Source organism: Desulfocurvus thunnarius (assembly GCF_055390965.1).
The window spans coordinates 1,584,723-1,607,245 of the sequence record NZ_AP042411.1 but is presented as its reverse complement, the minus strand read 5'-3'; the positions used below and the strand labels follow the sequence as shown (position 1 = coordinate 1,607,245).

Here is a 22,523-nt window from a genome sequence, read left to right as displayed (position 1 = left end):
TTGATCCGGTTGCCTCGATTACGCGGGGCGGGGCCTCACGCGGGCCCCTTGCGGGCGTACTTGAAGAGCAGGAAGATATCCACCGCGCCCAGCAGCAGGTACATGAGCGTCAGCGCCACCAGCGACATCGCCACCTGCGAGGCCGCGATGGGCGAGACGCCCTCGGAGGTGCGCATCAGTCCGTAGACGATCCACGGCTGGCGCCCGACCTCGGCCACGATCCACCCGGCCTGGTGCGCCAGATAGGGCAGGGGGATGGCGTAGACCAGCGCCTTGAGCAGCCAGGGCACCTGCGCCAGCCGGTTGCGGAACAGCCAGCCCAGGGCCGCAAGGCCGATGAACAGCGTGCCCAGCCCGACCATGGCCCGGAAGGCCAGGAAGGTCAGGGCCACCGGCGGCCGGTCCTGCGCGGGCACGTCGTTCAGGCCCATGACCACGGCGTTCGGGTCGTTGTAGGCCAGGAAGGAGAGCAGCCCGGGCACCGGCAGGGCCTCCACGAGGTTGCCCTCGCCGCCGAAGTTGGGGATCTGCAGCAGGTACATGGGCGCGTTGGCCTGGGTCTCCCAGTGGGACTCCATGGCCGCGAGCTTCACGGGCTGCACCGCGGCCACCCCGTTGCCGTGCATGTGGCCCTGAAGGGCGGTGAGCACCGAGAAGATCAGCGCGGCCCACATGCCCACGCGGAAGGACTTGGTGAAGAAGTCCACGTTGCTGCGGCGCAGCAGGTGCCAGGCCGAGATGCCCATGATGAAGAACCCGCCCAGGGTCAGCGCGCCGGGGATCACGTGCAGGAACTGGTTCCACCCGAAGGGGTTGGTGATAACGTCGAAGAAGTCCGCCAGTTCCGCGCGGCCGTTGCGCAGCACGTAGCCCACCGGGTTCTGCATGAAGCCGTTGGCCAGCAGAATCCACAGGGCCGAGGTGTTGGCGGCGATGGCCACGATCCAGATGCAGGCCGCGTGCAGTTTGGGCGAGAGCTTTTCCCAGCCGAAGACCCACACGGCGATGAAGGTCGACTCCAGGAAGAAGGCCACCGTGGCCTCGATGGCCAGCAGCGAGCCGAAAATGTCGCCCACGTAGGCCGAATAGCGCGACCAGTTGGTGCCGAACTGGAACTCCAGCGTGATGCCCGTGACCACGCCCAGGGCGAAGTTGATGAGGAACAGCTTGCCCCAGAATTTGGCCATGCGCTTGTACGTCTCGTCGCCGCTGGTGACGTATTTGGTCTCCATGATGGCCACGAGGATGACGAGCCCCAGGGTCAGCGGCACGAAGATGAAGTGGAACATCGTCGCCGCCGCGAACTGGAGCCTGGAGAGAAGCAGTGCGTCCATGGGACACCTCCGCCGGAAAAAAGTTGCGGGACTTATCTGGCCGGGCACGGGGGGAGCGCGCGGCTCCCCCCGGCGCGGATTACAGTTTTGCTTTCAGGGCCCGGCCCACGGCCCGGCCCAACTCCACGCACTGGTCGAGCACCGCCCGGTCGGGCACGTGCTTGACCTTCACCGCCGGGTCCACCACCTCGAAGCTCATGTCCGTGAGCCACTGGGTGATGATCTTCACGCATTCGCCGCTCCAGCCGAAGGAGCCGAAGGCCGCGCCGACCTTGTTCTGCGGGCGCAGGCCCTTCATGAAGGTCAGCATGTCGGCCACCAGGGGCAGGATGCCGTTGTTGTGCGTGGGCGAGCCCACCACCACGGCCCCGGCCTGGAAGACCTCGGTCATCACCTCGCTGTGGTGGAAGCTCTTGAGGTGCATCACGCGCACCGACACGCCCTCGTCCATCAGCCCGTCGGCCACGGCGCGGGCCATGCGCTCGGTGGAGTGCCACATGGTGTCGAAGACGACCACGGCGCGGTTGGCGGGCTTTTGGGCCGCGAAGTCCGCGTAGGTCTTCAGCGCGAAGTCCACCATCTCCCTGCCGCGGAAGATCAGCCCGTGGTCCGGGGCGATCATGTCGATGTCCAGGCCCATTTCGGCCACGGTGGCCAGGGTCTTTTCGACCACCGGCGAGTACGGCGTGATGATGTTGGCGTAGTATTCGGTCATCCGCCGTTTGAGGTGGGCGCGGTCGATCTCGTCGGCAAAGCGCTCGGAGGAGGCGATGTTCTGGCCGAAGGCATCGTTGGCGATGAGCAGGCGCTCCTCGGGGATGTAGGAGAGCATGGAATCGGGCCAATGCAGCATCCGGGTTTCCAGGAAGTGCACCGTGCGCTTGCCGATGCTCAGGGTGGAACCGGATTTCATGGCCTCCACGGGCCAGCCCGTGGTGTCGAAGTGGGCCTCCATGGCCCGCTGGCCCATGGGCGAGCAGAACACCTTCTCGGGCTTGCAGGCCGCGATGAGCTCGGGCAGGCAGCCGCTGTGGTCGGGCTCCAGGTGGTTGGCCACGATGTAGTCGATCTTGCAGGGGTCGACGACCTGGGACAGGCAGTCCAGGAACTCGTCCTTGAAGGGCGCCTTCACGGTGTCGAACAGGGTGATTTTTTCGTCGATGACGAGGTAGGCGTTGTACGTGGTGCCGAAGCGGGCCAGGGAATAGCCGTGGAAGTCGATGTCGTTCCAATCGACCGCTCCGACCCAGTAGACGCCTTCCTTGATTTGTACGGGTCGCATGGGTGTTTCGCCTTTATCTGTCGGCGCCGCGCGGGCGCCTTCGTTTGCACGTAAAGGGCGGCGGAGCCAAGGGCTCCGCCGCCTGCCGGTTGTCTATTCCTTCTCGAACTGGTCCTTGGGTGCGCCGCACACGGGGCAGACCCACCCGGCGGGCAGGTCGTCGAAGCTGGTGCCCGCGGGGACGTTGGAGTCGGGGTCGCCCTCGGCGGGGTCGTAGACATAGCCACAGATGGTGCAGACGTATTTATCCATCGGCTTTTTCTCGTTTCGTTGGCTTGGGGTTGCGGGCTAGGCCTCGGCCTTCCACAGGCCGTGCAGGTTGCAGTACTCGCGCGCAGCGACCTTGGTGGCCTTGGTGCAGAAGGTCGCCACCGGCTCCTGGCCGGGGGCCAACTGCTTGCGCATGACCACGCCGTCGGCGATGAGTTCGATCCACTCGATCCAGTGCTTCTCCTCCATGGGATGCAGCACGCTGCCGACGCTGACCTTGTAGCCGTCGGCGGTCTTCTCGATGACCGGAACGTGCTTTTCCTTGGCCGCATCGACGGTATTTTCCTTGAACAGCTTCATGGGCTCGCCACAGCAGACCAGATCGCCGCCGCCGGCATGAACGACCTCGACGATGTTGCCGCACACGTTGCATTTGTAGATTTCGAGCAGTTGAGGCATGGGATTCCTCCTTGGTTCTGCACCGCAGCATGTCGCGGTGCACGGGTAACGCTATTAGTTCCTATTAGCCATGTCTACCAGTTTTTGAACAAAAGTTCAAAAAAGGATTGCGGATGCGCGCAGGCCGGGCACTCGTGGGGCGCGTCCGTGCCCTCGTGAACGTAGCCGCAGTTCATGCAGCGCCAGGCCGCCTTGGCCGGGCGGGTGAACACGCGGTTCTTCTCGATGTTTTCGATGAAGGCCCGGTAGCGCTCCTCGTGGAAGGCCTCGGCCTTGGCGATGGCGCGCATGGTCGCGCCCACGACGCCGAAGCCTTCCTCGTCGGCGATGCGCGCGAAGTCGGGGTACATCTGCTCCCACTCGTGGTGCTCGCCCTCGGCGGAGGCATAGAGGTTTTCCAGGGTCGTGCCCATCCTGCCCGCCGGGTAGGCGGCGGTGATCTCGGCGTCGCCGCCTTCCAGGAATTTGAACAGCCGCTTGGCATGCTCCTTCTCCTGGAGCGCGGTTTCCAGGAACACCCGCTCGATCTGCACGTAGCCGTCCTTCTTGGCGATGGACGCGAAGTAGTCGTAGCGGTTGCGGGCCTGGGATTCGCCGGCGAAGGCAATCAGGATGTTTTTCTCCGTGCGGGAGCCTTTGAGGGATTTCATGACGCAGGACCTCCTTGGGGTCGTGACCGCCCGGCGAGGCGGCAGGTTAGCGGGGGGAAAGGGAAAAAGATACCATCAGGACAAACCTATAGCCCCTTCGGGTCAGGGTGGCAACCGGCGGAGGGGGCCTGCACGGCGCCGCCGTCGAGCAGGCATTGCAGGTCGGCCACGCCGTAGGGCAACTCGCTGTCGAAGGCCACGCCGAATTCCTGCCCGGTCTGCCAGCGGACAATCCCCCGGCGCCGGGCGTCGGCCACGGCCACGCCGGGGAAGCGCGTGTCGACCTCCAGGGCCTGGCCCCGGGCCGGGGCGGCCCAGCCGCCCAGCGGGCGCAGCCGGGCGCCGCCCGCGCTGATGTCCACGATGACGGCCTCGTGCACCGTGCCGTCCACCAGCAGGGCGCAGATGTAGGACAGGCCGTAGGCCTTGAAGGTGATGCGCGGGTGGCGCCTGCGGTCCTCGTGGGCGCCGCCGGGATCGTCGTTCCAGAGTATATCGGTCATTGCTCGGGCCTCCAAAAAAATGGGTGGGGACACTTTCCAGTGTCCCCACCATAGCCCTTGCGGGCACTTTGCGGCAAGGGGTTCGGAATTATTCCTTGAATTTCTCCACCAGGGCCGAGAGTTTGCTCGCCATGGCCGCGACCTCCTGGATGGAGTCGTTGGCCTGGGCGATGCGCTGGCTGATGCCCTGGGACAGCTCGTTGATGCCGGTGACGTTCAGGTTGATCTCCTCGCTGGTGGAGGACTGCTGCTCGGCGGCGGTGGCGATGGAGCGGACCATGTCGGCGATGGCGTCGGACTCGCTGACGATCTGCCCCAGCACGCGCCCGGCGTTTTCGGCCATGGTCCCGGTGTGCCCGGCGCGCTCGCGGGTGTTGCCCATTTCGCTCACGGCCTCGCGCGTGCTTTGCTGGATGGCCGAGATGGCCGCGTCCACCTCGCGGGTGGCGGTCATGGTTTTTTCGGCGAGTTTGCGCACCTCGTCGGCGACCACGGCGAAGCCGCGCCCGGCGTCGCCCGCGCGGGCGGCCTCGATGGCGGCGTTCAGCGCCAGCAGGTTGGTCTGGTCCGCGATGTCGTTGATGACGGTGATGACCTGGCCGATGTTCTCGGCCTTGGCGGACAGGTCGCCCAGGCTGTGGGCCAGGGCCTCGATGGTTTCGGCCATGGCCCGGGTTTCCTGCACCGTGCGCCCGACCTCGGTGCCGCCCTCCTTGGCCACGGAGCTGGCGTTGTCCGACGCGTCGGAGACCTTGCCCGCGTTTTGGGCCACCTCCAGCACCGTGGCGTTCATTTCCTCCATGGCCGTGGCCACCTGGGCCGTCTGCCCGGCGGTGCGCTCCATGCCCTGGGTCACCTCGCGCATCTGCCCGGTGAGGTGCCCGGCGGCCTCGGAAAGCTGGGTGGCCACCTGGGTCACCTCGTTGGCCACCTGGAGCAGGTTTTCGCGCTGGGCGCGGATGCGCGCCTTGTCGCGCTCCTCCTGGGTCAGGTCGATCATCATGCCGATGGCCCCGACGATGGCGCCGTGGGCGTCGCGCAGGGCCGAGATCTCGTAGTGCAGGGGGAAGGTCACGCCGTCGGCGCGGTCGTACTGCATCTGCCCGCTGCGGCTGCGGCCCGAGGCGATGACTTCGGCGGTCACGTCCCCGCCGCCGGCCGTGGGCAGCAACTGGGCCAGGGCGCGGCCCTCGACCTCTTCCCTGGTCTTGCCCAGGATGTTGCGCATGGGCGCGTTGACGTAGGTGAGGCGCCCGCCGTTGTCGGTGACGAACAGCGGGATGATGATGCCCTGGAGCACGCCCCGGTTGTATTCGAGCTGGTCCTGCACGGTGCGGACCATGGCCTTGAGGTTCTCGGCCAGGCTGGCCAGCTCGTCGCGCCCGCGCACCTCGAACTCGGCGGAATAGTCCCCGCCGCGGATGCGGTCGCTGATCTGGGCGATGGTCACGATCTTGCGGATGACGATGCGCCGGATGAACAGGCCGAGCATGGCCAGCAGGAACAGCGCCCCGCCCGCCGAGATCAGCGCCGAGATGCGCTCGGAGGACCTGACCTGCTCCATCTGGTGCGAAACGTTCTGGAACAGGACCATGGAGCCCAGGATGGGCTGGGACGCGCCGTGGCAATGGTGGCAGGTCTTCTCGTTGGGAATGGTGTCCACGGCCACGAAATAGGGGGTGCCGTCCAGTTCCAGGGTCGAGCCGGTGTGGGTCATGCTGCGCAGGCTGCCCTGAAGCATGGCCGCCAGGACCGGGTCGTCGTACAGGGCGGTCAGGTCCTTGCGCAGGTCGTCGGGGTGGGTGGAGTAGGTCACGTTGCCCCGGAAGTTGGTCAGGTAGACGGTCACGTCCGGATAGTTGGCGGCGACCTTGTTCAACTGGGCCTCGGTGCCCTTGTTGTCGCCCACGCGCATGGGCTCGGCGATGGCGCTGAGCAGGATGGACGAGGTCTTGACGGCGGAGTGGTCGATGAGCTCGTTGGTGGCGCCCCGGTGCAGCGAGGAGACGGTGAGGTTCAGAATCACGAAGGTCAGCACCGTGACCAGCGAGACCGGTATGATGATTTTCGCGCCGAGGGAGGCTCGAAGCAGATTCATGGAAACCCCCTTTGGCTTGCTAGTGGGCGCCGCCGTAGAGCAGCGGCTTGAAGTTGAAGGCGCCGACCCGCTCCTCGTTGTGGCAGGTGGTGCAGTCGTTCATGGTCAGCTTGCGCTTGATGAGCTCCGGGTCGCCGCCCTGGTCGGCGTGCTCCGAGCCCGGGCCGTGGCAGACCTCGCAGCCCGCGTGACCCAGGTCGGGGGTCTGTTCGAAGCTGACGAAACCGCCCGGCTGCCCGTACCCTGTGGTGTGGCAGCCGTAGCACTCCCGCACCTCCTGCGGAGTCAGGTCCGAGGCCATAATCTTGATACTGTGGTCGGAGTGGGACTTCTTGGCGTATTTGGTAAAATTCTCGTACTGCTCCTGGTGGCATTCGCCACACACGGCAGACCCCACGTAGGTGGCCTGGACCTGTTGGGCCCCCACGCCCCAGGCAAGCCACAGCACGGCAACCCCCGCGCACCCGGCCGACACAAGAAACCGATTTTTCATGGTTTCCTCCCCCTTTGTTGGGCCTACCACCCTATTGCCTCATCCGTCATCTTTGTCAAACCCCAAAAACGCCCGGGCTGGGCCGCTTTTAGGGCTTCTGCGGGTAAGGTTGCGTATTCAATCGGCAAAAACCCCAACAACCTTTTGGGGTCTTGCGCGTTTTTTTTGCCCCGCTGCCAAGGTGACGCCGGAGTGGCGCCGATGTGGCGCCGGAAAACAGCGGGAAGCGGCGGGAAACGGGCCTTCCGGGGTGTCGGCATGGCGTGGCGGGCATCGCGCTGGGGCGGGCGCCGGGCGCGACCCGGGGGAGGAGGGGGACAAAGCCCCTGGAGAAGGGGCGCGGGCGGTTTCGGGGGGCTCCGGGAGGCTCAGGATTCCTGTGGGGGCCGCCGGGCAGGCCCGGAGAAGGAATTGCGGAGCCCGCCGACGGACGGAGGCCTTGGGGTCGCAAAAGCACGGGGCCTGGCGGGAGATGCTCCCGCCCGGCCCCCAAAGCGGCGCGCGGACAGCGCTACTTGGCGTAGCCCACGGCGCGGCGCTCGCGGATCAGCGTCACGCGGATCTGGCCCGGGTAGGTCAGGTTCTCCTCGATGCGCTTGGCGATGTCCTTGCACAGGATGTGCGTCTGGTCGTCGTCCACCTTGTCGGAATCGACCATGACGCGGATTTCGCGCCCGGCCTGGATGGCGTAGGCCTTGGACACGCCCTCGAAGCCGGTGGCGATGCCCTCCAGCTCCTCCAGGCGCTTGACGTAGTTTTCCAGCAGCTCCTTGCGCGCGCCGGGCCGGGCGCCGGACAGGCTGTCCGCCGCCTGGACCAGCACCGCCAGCGGCGTGGTCGGCTGGGTGTCCTCGTGGTGGGCGGCGATGGCGTGCACGATGTCCTTGCTCTCGCCGTACTTCTTGGCCAGGTCCGCGCCGATCAGGGCGTGGGGGCCCTCGACCTCGTGGTCCACGGCCTTGCCGATGTCGTGCAGCAGGCCCGCGCGCTTGGCCTTCTTCACGTCCAGGTTCAGCTCGGCGGCCATGATGCCGCACAGGGAGGCCACCTCCAGGGAGTGCTGGAGCACGTTCTGGGAGAAGCTCGTGCGGTACTGGAGCTGGCCCAGCAGGCGGATGAGGTCGGGATGGATGCCGTGCACGCCCACGTCGAAGGTCGCCTGTTCGCCGATCTCGCGCAGCTTCACGTCCATCTCCTGTTCCACCTTCTTGACCACGTCCTCGATGCGCGCGGGGTGGATGCGGCCGTCGGAGATGAGCCGCTCCAGGGAGAGCTTGGCGATCTGGCGGCGCAGGGGCGAGAAGGCCGAGAGCACCACCGTCTCGGGGGTGTCGTCGATGATGAGGTCCACGCCGGTGGCGGCCTCCAGGGCGCGGATGTTGCGGCCCTCGCGGCCGATGATGCGGCCCTTCATGTCCTCGCTGGGCAGGGTCACGGTGGCCACCGTGTTTTCGCCCACGAAGTCGCCCGCGTAGCGCTGCACCGCCGAGGCCAGGATCTCCTTGGCCTTGCGGTCGGCGGTTTCGGACGCTTCCACCTCGATCTGGCGGATCATCCGCGCGGCGTCGTGGCGCGTCTGGGACTCGATCTCATCCAGCAGGCGGCGTCTGGCCTCCTCGGCGGTGAGTCCCGAAATTTCCTCGAGCTTGCGGTGCTGCTCCTCGGTCTGGCCGTCGAGCAGGGCCTCCTTTTCCGCAAGCTGGCGTTCCTGGCGCGAGAGGCGCTTTTCCAGGGCCACCAGTTCCGAATCCTTCTGGTTCAGCTTCTCGACCTTGTTTTCCAGGCGTTCCTCGCGCTCCTGGGCCTTGGCCTCGCGGCGGCCCAGCTCGCGTTCGCGGTCCTTGAACTCGGCCTGCATCTCGCGCTTGAGCCCGAGGATTTCGTCCTGGGCCTGGAGCATGTATTCCTTGCGCTCGGCCTGGGCATCCTTACGGGCCTCGTCGAGGATGCGTTCGGCGAGGTCCTTGGCCCCTTCCAGGCGCTTGGACGCGATGTACTGGTGCAGCAGGTAGCCGCTGCCCGCGCCCGCAACCGCCCCGGCCAGGGCGGTGAAAATGATTTCGACGCTCATGGCGCTCTCCTTTATTGGCGACGGGCTGCCGCGAACCCGTTCATGATGTGGCCCGGCCCCGACGCAAACGGGGCCCGCCTGCGGCGGTCTTTATAAAACGGGAGGCGCTGTCGGAGAAGGGCCCGGAGCCCGAAGGGCACCCGGGAGGGCTGTCGCGCCGCCGGAGGCGGCGGCCGGAAGGAAAGGCGGGGCGTGGCGCGGGTTGTGGTTCGCGTTCGGGGCCAATACGGGTTGAGGTTGCCGGGCCGTTATATGTGGGTCCCCGGGATGCCGTGTCGTTCGGGCGTCTTGAACCTTGCTTGCGCAAGGTGGGTGCCGCTGTATCCGCCGTCAGGCTTCCCGCAAGCGGGTCTGCGCACGGGCGAACCGTCAAGTGGCTCCCTGTTGTGTCGTATCGGCTCAGAGACGGGCCGAACGATCACGAACGCCCCAGGGAAATATCAAACGCCTGCCTGTGAATCTTCCGCCTTGTCTATCCGCTCCGCAAGGCCGCCCAGCCGTTTTTCCAGCTCTGCGAGCCTCTTGGAGTTCTGCAACAGATCGTCCGCCAGCCCGAGGGCCAGGAACGTGAGCAGCTTCTCCTTGCTCAACCGCCTGCCGTGTTGCGTCAATTCCCTATATCGCTCCTCAAGCAGCTCCTTGGCCGCCTGGACGCGTTCATGATCCGCCTGGGCCTTGAAGGAAACCTCAAGTTCCAGAACGGAGAGTGTGTAACTTGGCATGACAAGCTCCCGCACTTACGCGGTCTCGTCCTGCAACTTCTGCAAGAGCCCGTCGATGCGGGCCAGGACCTCCTCCTTGGAGGCGCGTTCGCGTTCCAGGTCCTCGCGCAGGCGGCGGTTTTCGGCCATAAGCTCTTCCTGGCCGCGTTGCGCTTCCTCCCGCAAACGGGCGTTGTCCTCCTTGAGGGTGGCCAGCCGCGTGAGCAGCGACTCGATCTTGCCTTCCAGACGACTCAGCATTTCCATACCCCAGAATTATCCTGTTCGCCTTTCGAAATCAATCCCGTTTCCTGCGCGGCAGTTCGCGTTGCTGCGAACGCTCCAGGGCCAGCCTGTCGTCGCCGACATCCTTGGTGATCACCGACCCGGCGCCGACCAGGGCCCGGTCGCCGATGCGCACCGGGGCCACCAGGGCCGTGTTGCTGCCGATGAAGGCGTCCCGGCCGATGACCGTCCGGTGCTTGTTTTTGCCGTCGTAGTTGCAGGTGATGGTGCCCGCGCCGATGTTGGCCCCGGCGCCGACCTCGGCGTCGCCCAGATAGGTCAGGTGTCCGGCCTTGGCTCCCGGGCCCAGGCGGGCCTTTTTCATTTCCACGAAGTTGCCCACGCGCGCGCCCTGCTCGGTCACGGCCTGGGGCCGCAGCCGGGCGAAGGGGCCGATCTGGCAGTCCGGCCCGACGCTGGCGCCCTCGATGTGGCAGAAGGGCCGCACCAGGGCCCCGGGGCCGATTTCGGCGTCCTTGATCCAGCAGTGGGAGCCCACGCTGGCCCCGGCGGCCACGCGGGTGGCGCCGTACAGCTCGCAGGGGCCGCTGATCTCGCAACCCGGCTCCAGGACGACGCGCGGGCCGACGACGGCGCCGCCGGGCTGGTGGACCGTGACCCCCGACTCCAGCAGGCCGTCCACGATGCGCGCGCGCAGCAGTTCCTCGGCCCGGGCCAGCTCGGCGGGGCTGTTGACGCCCAGAAGCTGCGGGTCGTTTCCGGCGCGCACGCCGAGCACGGCCAGCCCGTCGGCCGCGGCCAGGGCCACCAGATCGGTGATGTAGAATTCGCCGCTGGCGTTGCCGTTGTCCAGGCGCTCCAGCAGCGGGGCCACGGCGGCCACGTCCAGCACGTAGATGCCGGAATTGATCTCGCCGCTCTCGGGGCCGTGGCTTTCGGGGTCGTAGTCCCTGGCCTCGACGATGGCCGTCACCGCGCCGCGTTCGTCGCGGGCCACGCGGCCGAAGGCCCCGGGATCGGGCAGGTCCACGGTGAGGAAGGCCAGGGCCGGGCCCTGGGCCCGGAAGGCATCTAGCAGGGCCTCCAGGGCCGAGCGCGAAACCAGGGGCGTGTCGCCGTTGACCACCAGGAGCGTGTCCACCCCCGTGTCGCCCAGGGCGGGCCAGGCCGTTTGCAGGGCGTGGCCCGTGCCGAGCTGGCGTTCCTGGAGCACGAAGCCCGGGGTCCGCCCGGGGAAGGCCGCGCGCATCCGGTCCTCGCCGTGGCCGACCACGGTCCACACGGCGGCCTCGGGCACCAGGCCTTCCAGGGCCTGATAGACGTACCAGAGCATGGGCTCGCCCAGCAGGGAATGCAGCACCTTGGGGCGCTCGGAGCGCATCCGCGTGCCCTTGCCCGCTGCCAGAATCAGTGCGCCGGTGTGTGCCATCCCGCCTTGTCCTCCAGTCCTTGGGCACGGGTGCCCGTGGTGCGCAAAAGGTACAAGGGCGTCTATCGCGGGCGGGGTGCTTTGTCCAGCGCGGGGCCGGGGCGGCCTTGCCCGGGGCCGGGGCGCCGGAGGCCCGGCGCGAAAAAAAGCAGGCCGCCCGAAGGGGCGGCCTGCCGAGGGGTAGAGTCGATGCCTGGCGGGATTACATCTCGCAGGTCCCGGCATCCTTGGCGCGGCTGCGGCAGCTCACGCGGGCCATGGCGCGGGCCAGGGCCGCCTGGACGCGGGCGTGGTCGATGTTCTCCTGCTGTTTGGCCATCCGCTGCTCGGCGCGTTCGCGGGCCTTGCGGGCGCGTTCCACGTCGATTTCGGTGGCCTTTTCGGCGACTTCGGCCAGGATGGTCACCTTGTCGCTGGAGACCTCGGCGAAGCCGCCGGCGACGAAGACGAAGAACGTCCTGCCGCCGACCTTGTAGTAGAGGTTGCCCACCTGGAGGGCCGACAGGAAGGGGATGTGGCCCGGCAGGATGCCGAACTCACCCTCGTATCCCGGGGCGCCGACGTACTCCACAGGCTCGCTCAGCACGAGCCTGTCGGGGGTCACGATCTCAAGTTGCAGTTGGGCCATTGTGAGCCTCCCGGACGATTAAGCTGCGGACTTCTTGGCCTTCTCGATGGCCATGTCGATGTTGCCGACCATGTAGAAGTCGTTCTCGCCAAGATCGTCGTGCTTGCCTTCGAGGATCTCGCGGAAGCCGCGGATGGTGTCCTCAAGGGTGACGTACTGGCCGGGGTGGCCGGTGAACACTTCCGCAACGTGGAAGGGCTGGGACAGGAACCGCTGGATGCGCCGGGCGCGGTGCACGACGAGCTTGTCCTCGTCGGACAGTTCGTCCATGCCCAGGATGGCGATGATGTCCTGCAGGTCCTTGTACTTCTGGAGCACCTGCTGCACTTCGCGCGCGGTGTTGTAGTGGTCCGTGCCCAGGACGTTGGGGTCCAGGATGCGCGAGGTCGAGTCCAGCGGGTCCACCGCGGGGTAGATGCCCAGCTCGGCGATCTGGCGCGAGAGCACCAGGGTGCCGTCCAGGTGCGAGAAGGTCGTGGCCGGCGCGGGGTCGGTCAGGTCGTCCGCAGGCACGTACACGGCCTGGACGGACGTGATGGAGCCCTTGGTGGTCGAGGTGATGCGCTCCTGCAGGCCGCCGAGGTCGGTGCCCAGGGTGGGCTGGTAGCCCACCGCCGAAGGCATGCGGCCGAGCAGGGCGGACACTTCCGAGCCCGCCTGGGTGAAGCGGAAGATGTTGTCGACGAACAGCAGCACGTCCTGGCCTTCCTCGTCGCGGAAGTATTCCGCGCAGGTCAGGGCGGTCAGGGCGACGCGGGCGCGGGCTCCCGGAGGCTCGTTCATCTGGCCGTAGATGAGCGCGGCCTTCTCCAGAACGCCGGCATCCTTCATTTCGTGGTAGAGGTCGTTGCCCTCGCGGGTGCGCTCGCCGACACCGGCGAACACGGAGATGCCGCCGTGCTGCTTGGCGATGTTGTTGATCATCTCCATGAGGATAACGGTCTTGCCCACGCCGGCGCCGCCGAACAGGCCCATCTTGCCGCCCTTGGGGAAGGGGATGAGCAGGTCCACGACCTTGATGCCGGTTTCCAGCAGCTCGATCTTGGTGGACTGTTCGGTGAACTCGGGGGCCGGGCGGTGGATGGGCAGCATCTTGTCGGAGCCGATGGGGCCCAGCTCGTCCACGGGGCGACCCACGACGTTCATGATCCGGCCCAGGGAGGCGGTACCGGCGGGCACCAGGATGGGCTTGCCGGTGTTGCGCACCTCCATGCCGCGAACCAGGCCCTCGGTGGCGTCCATGGCGATGCAGCGGCACAGGTTGTTGCCCAGGTGCTGCGCCACCTCGACCACCAGCTCGGGGGCGTCGGTGTTGTTCGGGTTGGAGATCTCGAGGGCGGTCAGGATGTTGGGCAGCTGACCGGCCGGGAACTCGACGTCCACGACGGCGCCGATGACCTGGACCAATTTGCCATTTTGAGCAGTCATTGATTTCTACCCCTTATTAGCCTTTCAGCGCCTCAGCGCCGCCGACTATGTCCATGAGTTCCGTGGTGATGGCCGCCTGACGGGTCTTGTTGAAGACCAGGGTCAGGGCGCCGACCATGTCGTCACAGGCCTTGGTCGCGTTGTCCATGGCGCTCATGCGGGCCGCGTGCTCCGAGGCGGACGTGTCGAGCATGCCGCGATAGAGCTGGACCTTGATGAAGCGCGGGAGCAACTCCGCGAGCAGACCCTCGACGCCGGGCTCGTATATGTACTCGCTGCTGGCGGCCTCCGGGGCGGATTCCTCCTCGGCGGCCTCCTTGGCGATGGGCAGGATGGGCAGGACGATGGGCTCCTGCTTGGCCATGCTCACGAACTCGCCGTACACCAGGGTCACCTCGTCGAGATCGCCCGCCAAGTAGGCACGGATGACCTCCATGCCGACCTCGTTGGCCAGGGTGAAGTCGAAGTTGTTCAACTCCCCGACCTTCTGCATCGCGATCTCGTAGGACTCCATCTTGCGGATGGCGTCGCGGCCCTTCTTGCCGACGCAGTAGAACTTGACTTCCTTGCCCTCGGCCTTCTTGGCGGCGGCGGTTTTGACGGCGGCCTTGATCAGGTTGCCGTTGAAGCTGCCGCACAGGCCGCGGTCGGAAGTGACCAGGACAATGGCCGAGGTCTTGATTTCCTCGCGCACGGCCAACAGGGGATGGGCATCCCCGTCGGCGCGTCCGGCCAGATCGCCAAGCATTTCATAGAACTTGTCCGCGTAGGGCCGGAACCGCTCGATGCGGCTCTGGGCGCTGCGCAGTTTCGCCGAGGCCACCATATTCATGGCCTTGGTGATCTGCTTGGTCTTCTTGACGCCGACGATTTTTAACTGAACATCCTTCAGCGAAGGCATGGTTCATCCTCCTTCGCGGTGGGTTAGGCCTGGAAGGTCTTCTTGAACTCGTCGATGGCGGCCCGCAGGCGTGCCTCGACGTCCGCGTCGATCACGGCCTTTTCCTTGATGTCCTTGAGCACGTCGGCCTTGGCGTTGCGCATGAATTCGAAGAACTCGGCCTCGAAGCGGCGGACGTTCTCGATGGCCACGTCGTCCATGTAGCCGCGGGTGGCGGCGAACATGGAGGCAACCTGCTCCTGAACCGGCTGGGGCTTGTACTGGGGCTGCTTGAGCAGCTCCACCAGCCGCGCGCCGCGGTCCAGCTTGGCCTTGGTGGCCTTGTCCAGGTCGGAGCCGAACTGGGCGAAGGCGGCCAGCTCGCGGTACTGGGCCATATCCAGACGCATGGTGCCCGCGACCTGCTTCATGGCCTTGATCTGGGCCGCGCCGCCCACGCGCGAGACGGACAGGCCCACGTTGATGGCGGGGCGCACGCCGGCGTTGAACAGGTTGGGCTCCAGGTAGACCTGGCCGTCGGTGATGGAGATAACGTTGGTCGGGATGTACGCCGACACGTCGCCGGCCTGGGTCTCGATGATGGGCAGGGCGGTCAGGGAACCGGCGCCCAGGGAGTCGTTGACCTTGGCCGCGCGCTCCAGCAGGCGGGAGTGCAGGTAGAACACGTCGCCGGGGAAGGCTTCGCGTCCCGGAGGACGGCGGAGCAGCAGCGACATCTGGCGGTACGCGGTGGCCTGCTTGGACAGGTCGTCGTAGATGATCAGCGCGTGCTTGCCGTTGTCGCGGTAGTACTCGCCGATGGTCGCGCCGGTGTACGCGGAGATGAACTGCAGCGGCGCGGGCTCGGAGGCCGTGGCGGAGATGATGGTGGTGTACTCCAGGGCGCCGTGCTTCTTGAGCACGTCGGCCACCAGGGCAACCGAGGCCTTCTTCTGGCCGATGGCGACGTAGATGCAGTGAACGTCGGAGTCCTTCTGGGCCAGGATGGCGTCGATGCACACGGCGGTCTTGCCGGTCTGGCGGTCGCCGATGATCAACTCGCGCTGGCCGCGGCCGATGGGCGTCATGGCGTCGATGGCCTTCAGGCCCGTGTACATGGGCTGGTGCACCGACTTACGCGCGATGATGCCGGGGGCCTTGAGCTCCACGGGGCGCATTTCCTTGGCGTCGATGGGCCCCAGGCCGTCGATGGGCTGGCCCAGGGGGTTGATGACGCGGCCCATGACCGCGTCGCCGACGGGCACGGAGAAGATCTTGCCGGTCCGCTTGACCGGGTCGCCTTCCTTGATGCCGGTGTCGTCGCCCAGCAGGGCCACGCCGACGTTGTCCTCTTCGAGGTTGAGGGCCATGCCCATCAGGCCGCCGGGGAACTCCAGGAGCTCCATGGCCATGACGTTCTCGACGCCGTGGACGCGGGCGATGCCGTCACCGACGTAGAGCACCGTACCGGTCTCGGACATCTCCACCTTGGATTCGTAATTTTGGATCGAATCCTCAATGATTTTGCTAATTTCTTCAGCTTTGATCTGCATCGCCTACTCACCCCTTTTGATCTGTTCTTTCATTGCGTTCAACTGAGCACGCAAGCTCGCGTCCAGGACCTTGTCCCCTACCTTGAGCACGACTCCGCCCAGAATGCCCGCATCGGCGGAGAAATCGAGAACCAACTCCTTGCCCAACTGGGCCGCGAGCTGTTTCTTCACGGCTTCCTGCCTGGCGTCCGGCAGTTCCACGGCGGTGACCAGCTCGCCGCGCACCACGCCCTTGGCCTGGTCGAGCAGCACCGCGTAGTACGCCTCGATCTCGGGCAACCAGGCCAGGCGCTTCTTGTCGGCCAGCAGGAAGCAGAAGTTCTTGATGGTCTGGCAGGGCTTCAGGAGGTCCAGGATCCTGCCAGTGATGGCCTTTTTCTCCTCGATGCTGAAGATCGGGTTGCGGAACAGCTTGAGCAGCTCCGGGTCACCGGCCAGCACCTCGGCGAAAGCGGCCAAATCCTTGCCGTACGCCTCCAGTTCGGCGTCGCCACGGCCCTGGCCGATGGCAAACAGCGCCTTGGCGTATCTGCGTGCAACGATGTCAGCCGTCAATTGAGCACCACCTTTGTTAAGGAGTCGTTGATGAGCTTGTCGTGATCCGCGGCGGAGAGCTTGCTGGCCAGCGCCTTTTCGGCGGCGGCGGCCACGAGGTCGGCCACTTCGGCGCGCACGTTCTTCAGGGCGGCCTTGCGCTCGTTGGCGGCGGTCAGGCGGGCCTGCTCCTCAATGCGCGCGGCGGCCTTGTGGGCGCTTTCGATGATTCCGGCCTTGAGGGACTCGCCCTGGGCCACGCAGTCGGCCAGGATCTTCTCGCGCTCGGCGTTGATGCCCGCGATGCTGCGTTCCACTTCGGCCAGCTTCTGTTCGGCGTCCTTCTTGCGGGCTTCCAGATCGGAGAGCTGGGTCTCGATCTGCTTGCGCCGGCCGCCGAAAGCCTCGGCAATCTTCTTGCCGGCAAACTTGTAGATGATGCCGACGAAGATGATGAAGTTCACGACGCGCAGGGCGGTCGTGAGCGCGCTTTCGTGGACCATGCCCTCGGACGCCAGGGCGGCCGGGGCCAGGACCAGCACGAACAGCGCTGCGGGGAAGAGACGTTTCAGGACTGTCAACGCGAAACCCTCCTTTCCAACCAGATGGTGACCGAAAAAAAACCGCAGGCGGAGCCCGGGAGGCTCCGCCGTGGGTGCGCTAGCCAAGCACCTTGGCGACGACCTTGTCCGCCAGGGCGCCGATGCGGCCTTCCAACCCGGACTTGGCGGCCTGCACTTCGGACTCCACGGCCGTACGCTCGGCCTTGAGAGTCTCGGCGGCCTGCTGCCCGGCGGCGGAGAGGATGTCCTTCTCCTGCTCGGTGCCCAGGGCCTTGAGCGCGGTGCGCTTGTCCGCCCCGGCCATGCGGGCCTCGTCCAGGGCCTTGCGGTAGTTGGCGAGCTTGGCTTCGGCTTCGGCGGCGAACTTTTCGGTGTCGCCCAGCAGTCCGCCCATCACGGCCTTGCGCTTCCGGATGATCTCGCGGATGGGCGCGACCAGCAGGAAGTTGAGCACAAAGAGCGTGATGACGAAGTTCACGAACTGCACGAAGAAAGTGTAATTAAGATCAATCATACTCGCCCTCGCGAAGGTTGTGAATTATTGAGCAAAGTCAAACGGGCTTTAGCTGGTTTTCAGCCTTCTGTCAAAGCTTTTTTCCCGGGAAACGGGGCGTTGACTCAGGTGGGCAACCAGCCGGAAACGCTAGGAACCTCAGCGGAAAAGTCCGGTTTTCGCCGCTGGAGGCTCCGGCTTGTTACTATTTGCACTATCCCCCTGGCCCGGGGCCGGAGCGGTGCCCGGAAGGGGGGCGGCGGTCTTTTTCGTGCCCTTGCCGCCCATGGTCAGTTGGCCCTCCAGCACGGCGCCCTCCTCGATGACTAGCACCGGGGTGTTCAGGCTGCCGACCACGTTGGCCGTCTTGTGCAGGATGACCTTGTCCTTGGCGTTGATTTCGCCCTGGAGCCTGCCGCTGATGATGAGCTGGCCCACGTTGACCGTGCCGTCCACGTTGGCGTCCTTGCCGATGACCAGGGTGCCCTGGGAGGCCACCTCGCCCTTGAACGTGCCGTCGATGCGCACCGAGCCCTGGAAGTCGAGCCGACCCTGGTAGGTGGTGCCGGTGCCGAGGAAGGCGTTGATCTCGTCGCGTGCCATGAGTTGCTCCTTTCGCGCCCGGGCCGGGAGGGGGAAGCCGGGCCGGGGCGCGTCTTGTCCGCCCTGGGTATGGCCTGGTCGCGCCGGGCCCTACGACCGCTTGAACACGAAGCGGCGCATGGACACGTTGACGACCACGCCGATGAGACACAGGTTCACGACCATTGCGCTGCCGCCGTAGCTGATGAACGGCAGCGGGATGCCGACCACGGGCATGAGTCCGAGAACCATGCCCATGTTGATGAGTATCTGCCAGAAGAAATAAAAGAACACTCCGGCCGCGAGATAGCTGCCGAAACGATCTTTTGCCACGCTGGCCGTGACGAAGATTTGATACAGAAACAGGCTGAAAAGTGAAAGCAAAATTATGGCGCCGATGAACCCCCACTCCTCGCCGAACACGGCGATGGCGAAGTCGGTGTGCTTTTCGGGCAGAAAGCGCAACTGGCTCTGGGTGCCCGCCAGGTAGCCCTTGCCCCAGATCTGCCCCGAGCCGATGGCGATCTGCGACTGGTTGATGTGGTAGCCCGAGCCCAGGGGGTCGGTGGAGGGGTCCAGGAAGGTCAGGATCCGCCGTTTCTGGTAGTCGTGCAGGAAGAACCACGACAGGGGCAGCAGCAGCGGCCCGAGGAGCAGCAGCGGCCGCAGCACGTTCTTGCGCAGCCCGCGATACAGGATCATCCCGCCCAGCAGCAGCAGCACGGACAGGCCGGAGCCCAGGTCGGGCTGGATGACGATCAGCCCGGCGGGCACGAGGCCCACCAGCAGCACCAGCAGCAGTTCGCCCCAGCCCATGGGCCGCGACCCGCGCGAGAGCAGCTTGGCCCCGATGAGCAGCATGCTGATCTTGGCGACTTCGCTGGGCTGGAGGTTGAAGAACCCCAGGTCCAGCCAGCGCTTGGCGCCGTAAATGGTCTTGCCGAACAGCGGCACGCACAACAGCAGCAGCACGGAGACCACGAACAGCGGCCAGGCCAGGGTTTTCAGGTGGCGGTAGTCCAGGAACAGGAAGGCGACCATGCCGCCCAGGCCCATGAGCCCCCAGATGAGCTGCTTCTTGTAGAAGGCGCCCATGGCCTGCCCGGTTTCGATGCGAAAGCCGCTGGCCGAGTAGAGGTTGACGACGCCCACGGCGAACAGCAGCGCCACCAGCCCCAGAAGCGGCCAGTTGATGTGGTAGAGCATGCGCCGGTCCATGGGGCTCATCGCGTGGCCTCCCCGAACAGGTAGTCGTACACCGAGGCCAGGATGGGGCCGGCCACGGAGCCTCCGTGCCCGCCGTGCTCGACCATGCACACCGCCACGTAGCGCTGGCCGTCCTTTTCCCCGAAGGAGGCCACCCAGGCGTGGTCGCGTTCCTCGTAGGCCATTTCCTCGGTGGTTTCGCGCTTGTCGCCTTCCTTGAGGCGCAGCTTGACCACCTGGGCCGTGCCGGTCTTGCCGCCCATGACCGCATCGCGGCGTTGCAGGCGCCGGGCCGTGCCCGATTTCACGGTTTCGACCATGGCGTCCACGATGAGCTGGCGCGTGGCGTCGCTCATGGGCAGGCGGCTTTGGGCCTCGGGCTCCTGGTCGGCCAGCAGCAGCGGCTTGTAGAGCGTGCCGCCGTTGACCAGGGCGCCCACGAAGCGCGTGACCTGGAGCGGGGTGACCAGGGTGAAGCCCTGGCCGATGGACATGTTGTAGTTGTCGCCGCCCACCCAGGGCTCGCCGAAGCGCCGCCGCTTCCAGTCCGGCGTGGGCACCAGCCCGCCCTTTTCGTGGGGCAGCTCGATGCCCGTGCGCTCGCCGAAGCCGCAGGCCATGGCGAAGGGTGCCATCTTGTCCACCCGCAACCGCTCGCCCATGCTGTAGAAATACACGTCGCAGGACTGAACCTGGGCCTGCTGATAGTTCACGGCGCCGTGGCCCTGCTTGCGCCAGCAGCGAAAGATGCGCTTGCCCAGCATGACCTGCCCGCCGCAATAGACCGTTTCGCGCGGGTTGATGCCCGCCTCCAGCCCGGCGGCGCCCACCACGAGCTTGAACACCGACCCCGGAGGGAACATGCTCTGGATGACCCGGTTCTGCAGCGGGTGGCGCGGGTGGTCGCGCAGGGCCGTCCACTGCTCGGTGGACAGCCCGGTGACGAACATGTTGGCGTCGAAGGAGGGCGTGCTGACGAAGGCCAGGAGACGCCCGGTGTCGGGGTCCAGAACCACGACGGCCCCGGCGTGCCCGGCCATTTGCTCGGTGCAGCGGCGTTGCAGGCCCAGGTCGATGGACAGGCTGATGTCCTCGCCGGCCCCGGGCTCGGCGATGATCATCTGGTTCAGCCGCCGCCCGGTGGCGTCGACCTCCACCTGGTTCAGGCCCTTGACCCCGCGCAGCCGGTTTTCGAGCACCAGCTCCAACCCGCCCTTGCCCACGTTGTCGCCCAGGGCCAGCCCGGAGTCCTTTTCCAGTTCCTCTTCGTTGGCCTCGGCCACATAGCCCAGCACGTGGGCCAGCAGGTCGCCCTGCGGGTAGCGCCGCTTGGGGCGGACCACGATCTCCAGCCCCGGCCAGAACAGGGTGTTGGCCTCGATGCGCGCCACGAGGTCGAAGGACAGGTCGGGCACCAGGATCAGGTGCTCGAAGGGCTTGACCCGGCGGCGCCCCTTCTCGAAGCGTTCGCGCAACTCGGCCTCGGGGGTGCCCGTCCATTGGGCGATCTGGGCCAGGGTGGCGTCCAGGTCCTTCACGTCCTCGCGCACCAGGCCCAGGGCGTAGGCGGGCTCGTTCACGGCCACCAGTTCGCCGTTTCTGTCGCGCACCAGCCCGCGCGGGGCGAAGGTCGCCTCCTGGCGTAACTGGTTGTCGCGGGCCTTGGCCGCGAAGTATTCGCCCTTGTAGACCTGCAGGTACCAAAAGCGCAGGGCGAAGATGCAGAACAGGCCCCAGATGCAGGCCTGGAGCAGGATGAGCCCCGTTGCGGGCGGAATCTGCCCTTCGGGCTCAAGCTGCGACGACACTGCGCACCTGCCGTACGTAGAGGGTATACAGCGCGGCCCAGCCCACGGGGAAGGCCATGGCCTGCTGCACGCTGTCCCAGACCAGATGTTGCGGGTCCAGGGTCAGGCCCTGGAGTACGGCCATGCCGCTCAAAAGCGCGAAGTGCCACCCGCCCATGAACACGCCGATGAAAAAGACGAAAAGCACGTTGCGCGACTCGAACAGCCAGCGCCCGAGGACGAAGAAGCCCACCAGCCCCGCATACCACAGGATCATGGTTCCGAAGGGGGCGCTGCCCATGCCTTCCTGGAGCAGGATCCAGCACGGCAGCAGCCACAGAAGCTGGCGGGCCTTGCGCTCCTGCAGCAGGACGACCACGGCCGGGCCGAAGGCGTCCAGCCCCGGCAGGGCCCGCTGGAGCCAGACCGCGGCCACCGTGTAGGCCAGCCACCACAGGAAGGTGTGCATGGGCGGCCCCTATTGCGCCCCGGGCGCCGGGGCGGTCTGGGCCGGGGCGCCGGGCGCTTCGGGGGCCGCGGGCGCGGCCAGGGCCTCGGGTGCGGCACCGGGCTGCCCTGCCTCGGGCATGAGCAGCAGCACCTCTTCGAGGTCGCGCAGGTCCACCAGCGGCTCGGCCAGCACGGTCAGGAACAGGGAAATCTCCGAGCGCTCCACGGCGATGACCCGGGCCACGGGCAGGCCCTTGGGGTGGATCTGGGCCAGCCCGGAGGTGATCAGAATTTCGCCCACGTCCACCGGGGCGTTGAGGGGCACGTAGCGCATTTCCAGCGGCCTGCCGGGGCCCTGGCCGGTGAGCACGCCCGTGGTGCGGTTGGTTCGCCCCAGCACGGGCACCTTGCTGTTGTGGTCGGTAACGAGCAGCACGGTGGAAACGCTCAGCCCCGAGCGCAGCACGCGGCCCACGAGGCCTTCGGGCGTGGCCACCGGCGTGTTCACCGCCGCGCCGCCCATGGTGCCCTTGTCGATGGTGATGCTTTCGAGCACGGCGTTGGGGCCCATGCGCTGGGCGATGACCCGCGCGCCGATGCCGTCCCAGTCCTGGGGCGGCGCGAAGGACAGCAGTTGCCGCAGGCGCTCCACCTCGGCGGCCTGCTCGCGGGCGCGCGCCAGCTCGAGGGTCAGCGCGTCCAGGCGCGCGCGCAGGGCGTCGCCCTCCTGGCGCAGTTCCACGAGGTAGATGTAGCGCTTCCACAGCGCGGCGCTCTGGTCCGCGACCCATTGGCCCGGCTTGATGACCAGGCCGACGAACTCCAGCCCGGAACGGCTGGCCACATCGTCCAGAACGCCGGTGCGGGCGTTCCACGCATACAGGCTGAGGTACAGGAACAGCGCGAGGAGGATGATGGCGACGACGCCCTTTTTGGAGCCCAT

The 22,523-nt window shown here is 66.5% G+C and carries 24 protein-coding genes and 1 other RNA gene; all 25 read right to left on the bottom strand.

Annotation, left to right across the window (positions count from 1 at the left end; genetic code table 11):
* Window positions 1-35: 35 nt before the first annotated feature.
* The 25 genes from ACZ5KV_RS06910 to mreC all read right to left on the bottom strand — a co-directional run bounded on the left by ACZ5KV_RS06910 (window position 36) and on the right by mreC (window position 22,523).
* Window positions 36-1,334, bottom strand: a complete 1,299-nt coding sequence (locus tag ACZ5KV_RS06910) for a cytochrome ubiquinol oxidase subunit I (RefSeq protein ID WP_464241609.1) — start codon at window positions 1,332-1,334, stop codon at window positions 36-38.
* Window positions 1,335-1,413: 79 nt separating this feature from the next.
* Complete coding sequence (locus ACZ5KV_RS06905) at window positions 1,414-2,616, bottom strand: FprA family A-type flavoprotein (RefSeq protein ID WP_464241608.1); 1,203 nt, start codon at window positions 2,614-2,616, stop codon at window positions 1,414-1,416.
* Window positions 2,617-2,709: 93 nt separating this feature from the next.
* The gene (gene rd / locus ACZ5KV_RS06900) at window positions 2,710-2,868 is read right to left on the bottom strand and encodes a rubredoxin (protein WP_291498911.1); all 159 of its coding nucleotides are present in this window, start codon (window positions 2,866-2,868) and stop codon (window positions 2,710-2,712) included.
* Window positions 2,869-2,904: 36 nt separating this feature from the next.
* Complete coding sequence (locus tag ACZ5KV_RS06895; protein WP_464241607.1) at window positions 2,905-3,285, bottom strand: desulfoferrodoxin; 381 nt, start codon at window positions 3,283-3,285, stop codon at window positions 2,905-2,907.
* A 74-nt stretch (window positions 3,286-3,359) separates the two neighbouring features.
* The gene (gene rbr, locus ACZ5KV_RS06890) at window positions 3,360-3,935 is read right to left on the bottom strand and encodes a rubrerythrin (RefSeq protein ID WP_464241606.1); all 576 of its coding nucleotides are present in this window, start codon (window positions 3,933-3,935) and stop codon (window positions 3,360-3,362) included.
* A gap of 86 nt (window positions 3,936-4,021) precedes the next feature.
* Window positions 4,022-4,438 (bottom strand): PilZ domain-containing protein, encoded by a 417-nt coding sequence (locus tag ACZ5KV_RS06885; RefSeq protein ID WP_464241605.1) that lies wholly within the window; start codon window positions 4,436-4,438, stop codon window positions 4,022-4,024.
* Between the two features lie 88 nt (window positions 4,439-4,526).
* Window positions 4,527-6,536 (bottom strand): methyl-accepting chemotaxis protein, encoded by a 2,010-nt coding sequence (locus tag ACZ5KV_RS06880; protein WP_464241604.1) that lies wholly within the window; start codon window positions 6,534-6,536, stop codon window positions 4,527-4,529.
* Between the two features lie 19 nt (window positions 6,537-6,555).
* Window positions 6,556-7,029 (bottom strand): multiheme c-type cytochrome, encoded by a 474-nt coding sequence (locus ACZ5KV_RS06875; protein WP_464241603.1) that lies wholly within the window; start codon window positions 7,027-7,029, stop codon window positions 6,556-6,558.
* 511 nt (window positions 7,030-7,540) lie between these two features.
* Complete coding sequence (gene rny / locus ACZ5KV_RS06870; protein WP_464241602.1) at window positions 7,541-9,100, bottom strand: ribonuclease Y; 1,560 nt, start codon at window positions 9,098-9,100, stop codon at window positions 7,541-7,543.
* A 255-nt stretch (window positions 9,101-9,355) separates the two neighbouring features.
* Window positions 9,356-9,539: non-coding RNA, 6S RNA (gene ssrS, locus ACZ5KV_RS06865), on the bottom strand.
* Between the two features lies 1 nt (window position 9,540).
* Window positions 9,541-9,822 carry a cell division protein ZapA gene (gene zapA / locus ACZ5KV_RS06860; RefSeq protein WP_464241601.1) on the bottom strand — a complete coding sequence of 94 codons (282 nt, stop codon included), beginning with the start codon at window positions 9,820-9,822 and terminating at the stop codon, window positions 9,541-9,543.
* 15 nt (window positions 9,823-9,837) lie between these two features.
* Window positions 9,838-10,068, bottom strand: coding sequence for a cell division protein ZapB (zapB, locus tag ACZ5KV_RS06855; RefSeq protein ID WP_464241600.1), 231 nt, complete (start codon window positions 10,066-10,068; stop codon window positions 9,838-9,840).
* A 31-nt stretch (window positions 10,069-10,099) separates the two neighbouring features.
* The gene (gene glmU, locus ACZ5KV_RS06850) at window positions 10,100-11,476 is read right to left on the bottom strand and encodes a bifunctional UDP-N-acetylglucosamine diphosphorylase/glucosamine-1-phosphate N-acetyltransferase GlmU (RefSeq protein WP_464241599.1); all 1,377 of its coding nucleotides are present in this window, start codon (window positions 11,474-11,476) and stop codon (window positions 10,100-10,102) included.
* 202 nt (window positions 11,477-11,678) lie between these two features.
* Window positions 11,679-12,104 (bottom strand): F0F1 ATP synthase subunit epsilon, encoded by a 426-nt coding sequence (locus ACZ5KV_RS06845; protein ID WP_464241598.1) that lies wholly within the window; start codon window positions 12,102-12,104, stop codon window positions 11,679-11,681.
* Between the two features lie 18 nt (window positions 12,105-12,122).
* A complete protein-coding gene (gene atpD, locus ACZ5KV_RS06840; protein WP_464241597.1) occupies window positions 12,123-13,532 on the bottom strand; it encodes a F0F1 ATP synthase subunit beta in 1,410 nt (469 codons plus the stop codon).
* 16 nt (window positions 13,533-13,548) lie between these two features.
* The gene (locus ACZ5KV_RS06835) at window positions 13,549-14,433 is read right to left on the bottom strand and encodes a F0F1 ATP synthase subunit gamma (protein WP_464241596.1); all 885 of its coding nucleotides are present in this window, start codon (window positions 14,431-14,433) and stop codon (window positions 13,549-13,551) included.
* 23 nt (window positions 14,434-14,456) lie between these two features.
* Window positions 14,457-15,965 (bottom strand): F0F1 ATP synthase subunit alpha, encoded by a 1,509-nt coding sequence (atpA, locus tag ACZ5KV_RS06830; RefSeq protein WP_464241595.1) that lies wholly within the window; start codon window positions 15,963-15,965, stop codon window positions 14,457-14,459.
* A gap of 3 nt (window positions 15,966-15,968) precedes the next feature.
* On the bottom strand, window positions 15,969-16,520 hold the full coding sequence (gene atpH / locus ACZ5KV_RS06825; RefSeq protein ID WP_464241594.1) for an ATP synthase F1 subunit delta: 552 nt from the start codon (window positions 16,518-16,520) through the stop codon (window positions 15,969-15,971).
* Window positions 16,517-17,080, bottom strand: coding sequence for a F0F1 ATP synthase subunit B (atpF, locus tag ACZ5KV_RS06820; protein WP_464241593.1), 564 nt, complete (start codon window positions 17,078-17,080; stop codon window positions 16,517-16,519). Before atpF ends, atpH begins: the two co-directional genes overlap by 4 nt.
* A gap of 79 nt (window positions 17,081-17,159) precedes the next feature.
* On the bottom strand, window positions 17,160-17,576 hold the full coding sequence (locus ACZ5KV_RS06815; protein WP_464241592.1) for an ATP synthase F0 subunit B: 417 nt from the start codon (window positions 17,574-17,576) through the stop codon (window positions 17,160-17,162).
* A 138-nt stretch (window positions 17,577-17,714) separates the two neighbouring features.
* Window positions 17,715-18,158, bottom strand: coding sequence for a bactofilin family protein (locus ACZ5KV_RS06810; protein WP_464241591.1), 444 nt, complete (start codon window positions 18,156-18,158; stop codon window positions 17,715-17,717).
* A gap of 90 nt (window positions 18,159-18,248) precedes the next feature.
* Window positions 18,249-19,364 carry a rod shape-determining protein RodA gene (gene rodA / locus ACZ5KV_RS06805; RefSeq protein WP_464241590.1) on the bottom strand — a complete coding sequence of 372 codons (1,116 nt, stop codon included), beginning with the start codon at window positions 19,362-19,364 and terminating at the stop codon, window positions 18,249-18,251.
* Window positions 19,361-21,151, bottom strand: coding sequence for a penicillin-binding protein 2 (gene mrdA / locus ACZ5KV_RS06800; RefSeq protein WP_464241589.1), 1,791 nt, complete (start codon window positions 21,149-21,151; stop codon window positions 19,361-19,363). Before mrdA ends, rodA begins: the two co-directional genes overlap by 4 nt.
* Complete coding sequence (locus ACZ5KV_RS06795; RefSeq protein WP_464241588.1) at window positions 21,135-21,599, bottom strand: hypothetical protein; 465 nt, start codon at window positions 21,597-21,599, stop codon at window positions 21,135-21,137. The genes mrdA and ACZ5KV_RS06795 overlap by 17 nt, the downstream gene beginning before the upstream one ends.
* 9 nt (window positions 21,600-21,608) lie before the next feature.
* Complete coding sequence (gene mreC, locus ACZ5KV_RS06790; RefSeq protein ID WP_464241587.1) at window positions 21,609-22,523, bottom strand: rod shape-determining protein MreC; 915 nt, start codon at window positions 22,521-22,523, stop codon at window positions 21,609-21,611.